General features: G+C 44.6%; 4 protein-coding genes. 2 read left to right on the top strand and 2 right to left on the bottom strand.

Annotated elements, in window-relative coordinates:
* Window positions 1–87 precede the first annotated feature (87 nt).
* Window positions 88–489 (top strand): IS200/IS605 family transposase, encoded by a 402-nt coding sequence (gene tnpA / locus IM477_RS11095; RefSeq protein WP_125731285.1) that lies wholly within the window; start codon window positions 88–90, stop codon window positions 487–489.
* 157 nt (window positions 490–646) lie between these two features.
* Here the strand turns inward: tnpA and IM477_RS11090 are convergent, their stop codons facing one another.
* On the bottom strand, window positions 647–2236 hold the full coding sequence (locus IM477_RS11090) for a glycoside hydrolase family 57 protein (RefSeq protein WP_287731741.1): 1590 nt from the start codon (window positions 2234–2236) through the stop codon (window positions 647–649).
* Between the two features lie 147 nt (window positions 2237–2383).
* Between IM477_RS11090 and IM477_RS11085 the strand changes: the two genes are divergently transcribed.
* On the top strand, window positions 2384–3538 hold the full coding sequence (locus IM477_RS11085) for a histidine kinase (RefSeq protein ID WP_287731739.1): 1155 nt from the start codon (window positions 2384–2386) through the stop codon (window positions 3536–3538).
* Here the strand turns inward: IM477_RS11085 and IM477_RS11080 are convergent.
* On the bottom strand, window positions 3516–4343 hold the full coding sequence (locus IM477_RS11080) for an alpha/beta fold hydrolase (RefSeq protein ID WP_287731737.1): 828 nt from the start codon (window positions 4341–4343) through the stop codon (window positions 3516–3518). The two genes, IM477_RS11085 and IM477_RS11080, sit on opposite strands and share 23 nt — an antisense overlap.
* Window positions 4344–4552 lie beyond the last annotated feature (209 nt).

Genomic DNA, 4552 nt, shown 5'->3' with positions numbered 1-4552 from the left:
TCTGTTGGGTAAATACGGTATTGATACCTCGCTTTCATTGGGTTAAGATATTTGTGTCTGTATTTATTTTAACTAGGTCTGTCAATAATGTCAAGTCGGTTGCGAAAAGAGAGAAACTCTGTTTCCGATCTAAAGATACACTTGGTCTGTGTGACAAAATACAGAAGAAAGGTTTTTACTGGTAAAAGTCTGACTTTGGTTGAAAAATCTTTTAGGGAAGTTGCGGAAAAGATGAATTTTCAGATATTGGAATTTAACGGGGAGTCCGATCATGTACACGCATTGATTGAATATCCACCGAAATTATCTATTTCCGTGATGGTCAATTCTTTAAAGGGAGTCTCTAGTCGTAGGTATGGACAAGCTGGATATCCTAAACCGTACGGAAAAGACGCTCTTTGGTCGCCCAGTTATTTTGTATCTTCTGTAGGAGGTGCGCCACTGGAAGTTCTTAAGTGCTACATTAAAAATCAGGAAAAGCCGTCGTAAAACGACGGGGTTTTAACCCAAATTTTCGATAAGTTGGGTACTATTTTTGTAGATAGTGCAGAAATCTACAGGAGATCAAGTAATGAGTGAATCAGAAAGCAACAAGGTGCGTTACAAACCATAACGCACCAAAATTTTTATTAATCTCTAACAAAGATTACAGGGGTCGATAGACGCGATAATCGATATTGGGGAAAATATTGTCGATTTCCTCGACTTTTTCCAGCCAACCGGCATCAATCTTCTCGGATTTCACATCTTCATAGATTTTATTTAACCGCAGCAGGTGGGAACGAGTGCGCCGGACAGCATAGGGAACCATCGTACCGGTTCGCATAATAAACGCCCAATCAGAAGATTGTGCTAATAATAACTCCCGGGCCGCCTGATTTAAAGCCCGTTCCTGCAATTCATCCTCCGCTTCATGATGACTTAATTCAATCATCCGTTCCGTGCCTTTGTGTAGGTGAGGATAGATCCAAGCATTAGTTTCATTCAGCCAGTATTCATGGAAACCCTTATAACCCCAACTGGATTGGGAAGGACGACAGACCTGCTGGGTCGGGTTAGACCGGAGATAATCGGCTAAATGGGTCATTTGGTAGATATTTTGGTCATACCAAGACTTACGGAACAGAAAATCAATAAACCAGGGTCCCTCATACCACCAGTGACCGAATAACTCGGCATCGTAGGGAGAAACAATCAGGGGAGGACGGCCCATAATTCCGGCTAAACTCTCCACTTGCCGCTCGCGATTATACATAAAATTGCCCGCGTGTTCGGCGGCTTTTTCTTTGGCCCAGTAGGGGTCATAAAGCCCTTTTTCCGATAAACCACCGTCCCGGCTAGTAATTTTGTGGTATTTGATGCCTATATTCTTGCGTTGACCGTTGGGCATGATATAGGGCTTAATATACTCGTATTCCGCTTCCCAGCCCAAATCTTTATAGAATTCCCGATAAACTATATCCCCCGGATAACCAACTTGGGAAGACCAAACCTGTTGAGAAGATTCGTGGTCACGACCGAAAGCAGCCACCCCGGTTTCCGTGAAAATGGGCGCGTAACTGCCGTAACGGGGGCGAGGACGACCGTAGAGAATACCGTGGCCATCGACGAGGAAATAACGAATGCCCGCATCGGCTAACATTCTTTCTACCCCTTCGTAGTAGGCACATTCCGGCAACCAAATGCCCTTGGGACGACGACCGAAATTTTCTTCGTAGTGTTGACAGGCCACCTCAATTTGCGCCCAGACCGCTTGTGGGTACATTTTCATCAGGGGCATATAACCGTGAGTCGCACCACAGGTGATAATTTCTAGGTTATTACTGTCAAGGAATTGTTTAAAAGCTTTGACCAGATCTCGATCGTATTTTTCCCAAGTTTGTCGGATACTTTGGAAAGATTCAGCGTAATATTCGGCTAAGTAGCGAATATGGCCATTGTGTTGATTATGGTCGATTTCTTTAGCAATTAATTCTTCTAACTTACCTAAGTGTTCTTCATAACGCTCTTGCAGTAACGGATCCCGCAGCATCGACACCAAAGGCGGAGTCATGCTCATGGTCATTTTAAAATCGATACCGTCCCGCTTGAGACCTTCAAAAACTTGCAGCAGAGGGATGTAGGTTTCTGTGATTGCTTCGTATAACCATTCTTCTTCGAGGACGTAATCGCTTTCGGGATGGCGGACGAAAGGGAGATGAGCGTGGAGAACTAGGGCAACATAGCCAAAAGCCATAGGATTTCTTCTTAGAATTAAGGAATAAAACTTTAAGATTAGGTTGAGTAGATTTTATACTATCTTAAGCTTCTACAATAAAGAATATGATAAAAGTCGATCAATCGTCGATCGATCTCGTCAATCCCTAGGTTTACTAATTTTCCGATGCTCCCATCTAACGAGCCACTGACTGCTTTAGGGAGAGAGACGACAACGCCTCTCTCGATTCAACTTTTGCTGTTTGTTGATGACCGTCCCAGTTCTCAAGAAATTATCCGTCAAATTCAGTCCTATCTCCAGTCTTTAAAGTCTGATTACCCGATTGACCTACAAATCATCGAAATTCGCCAGCAACCTCATTTAGTCGAACATTTTCGCCTTGTAGCTACCCCCGCCTTGGTCAAAATTGCCCCCGTCCCCCGCCATACCCTCGCGGGCAGTAATCTGGTGGAACAGTTTAAACAATGGTTGGTACGTTGGCAAAAAGCGATTAAAGAGGAGGTCAAAAATCATCACGCTGATGATGCACAACTTCAAGAGGTGGAACATTCGGGCGAACTCATCCGCATCGCCGATGAGGTTTTTCGTCTCAAACAAGAAAAGGAAGAATTATTAGAACAATTAAAATTTAAAGACCAAATTTTGGCTATGTTAGCCCACGATTTACGCAGCCCTCTCACCGCCGCTTCCATCGCCGTGGAAACCCTAGAATTAGCCTATCATCAACCGGATACTGAGCGCAGTCTGCAATTACGAGAACAACTGCACCAACAGGCCCGCAAACAGTTCCGGATTATGAACCGTTTGATTACGGATATTCTGCAAGCTTCTAAGAGCATGGCGGCGCAATTCACTCTCCAACAGAGTAAATTTTATCTCCAATCCCTCTGTCAGGAAATTTTGTCTCAATTTACCGATACTTTTCAGGAAAAGACTTTAACTCTCCAAAGCGATATCCCCCAAGATCTGCCCCCCGTCTATGCTGATGAGGAGTTAATCCGACAGGTGATTATTAATCTCCTGGAGAATGGGATCAAATATACCCCCGCCGGCGGCGAAATTACCCTTTCTGTCCTCCATCGTACTACTCAAAAAGTACAGGTGAGCATCAGTGATACCGGCCCCGGCATCCCCGAAGAAAAACAAGAACATATTTTTGAGGGTCATGTGCGTCTCAAACGGGATGAGGGGAAAGAAGGTTATGGCATCGGTTTATCGGTCTGTCGCAAGATTATTCGCGCCCACTACGGTCAAATTTGGGTGGATAGTGTCCCTGACCACGGCAGTAGTTTTCACTTCACTCTGCCAGTTTATCGCTAAAATGCGCCGCTAACCAAGCATCAATGTCCCCTAAAACTAAGTCGGGGATTTCCCAGGGGAACAGATGGGCCGTGTCTGGGTAACATTTCCACTGAGACAGTTTCAGGTTTTCGGCCGTTTCTTGGCTAGAAGCACTGGTAATATGGCGATCATTTGCCCCCGCCAGAACCAAGCAGGGAATTGTAATTTTGTCAAGAGATTTTAAACAATTGTAACCTTTTTTTAAAGCCCGATTTAAAGCGCGATCGGCAAAGGGAGAAGTTTGTAAGTAGGCAGGAACAGCATCTTGAGCGAGATATTGATAGGCGATCGCTTGATGTTGTGAAAAAAGGTACTGAAACAGGGAACGACGAGCAAAAGTATCAATATTCCAACGCCATCCCGGTTTAATCTGATTGAGAATTGCCGCCATCCCCGTCAAAACTAAATCTGTGGTGGTGATAGGAGGATGACTACCCCAAGGCCGCGCGGCCGAGGCCACTAGAATTAAACCAGGAAAGCGATCGGGATGTCGCAATAATAATTCCAGTGCGATTATACCCCCCAAAGACCAACCGAGAATTAAACATTGCGGGATTTTTTGGCGATCGAGCAGCCCGATTAAATCCTCTAGATGTTCTTCTAGCTGAAAATCGCGGCGATAACGACTTTTACCGTAGCCGCGCAGATCCGGGGCCAGGGTTTGCCAGCGTTGGCAAAAATGATCGGTAAATACAGACATACTGGCTGCCGAACCGGGATGACCGTGCAGACAGAGGATCGGATAGCCATTACCTTTAATGTTAACGTTTAGAGCGATCGACATTGATCAGTTATCAGTTATCAGTTATCAGTAGTCAGCAGTTAGGAGATTATTGGCTCTTCATTACTTGTTATGGTTCGATAGGGGGGCATAAATCGACTAAATCCTTATCTGGCAAGAGACTTAATTGATTAGTTCGCTCTAGATAAAAAACAATTGACAAAAATCGCTAAATGCCTTTCTATATAAGGGTTCCATCCCTTATAACCCCC

Source organism: Microcystis sp. M090S1 (assembly GCF_020246295.1).
GTDB classification, from domain to species: domain Bacteria; phylum Cyanobacteriota; class Cyanobacteriia; order Cyanobacteriales; family Microcystaceae; genus Microcystis; species Microcystis aeruginosa.
Note: the sequence above shows the minus strand (reverse complement) of the source record. Positions and strands in the feature narration are given on the sequence as shown.

Coding starts and splice junctions, on each gene's coding strand:
- IM477_RS11080 (WP_287731737.1), bottom strand. CDS start 4,343: ATGTCGATCGCTCTAAACGTTAACATTAAAGGTAATGGCTATCCGATC.
- IM477_RS11085 (WP_287731739.1), top strand. CDS start 2,384: ATGCTCCCATCTAACGAGCCACTGACTGCTTTAGGGAGAGAGACGACA.
- IM477_RS11090 (WP_287731741.1), bottom strand. CDS start 2,236: ATGGCTTTTGGCTATGTTGCCCTAGTTCTCCACGCTCATCTCCCTTTC.
- tnpA (WP_125731285.1), top strand. CDS start 88: ATGTCAAGTCGGTTGCGAAAAGAGAGAAACTCTGTTTCCGATCTAAAG.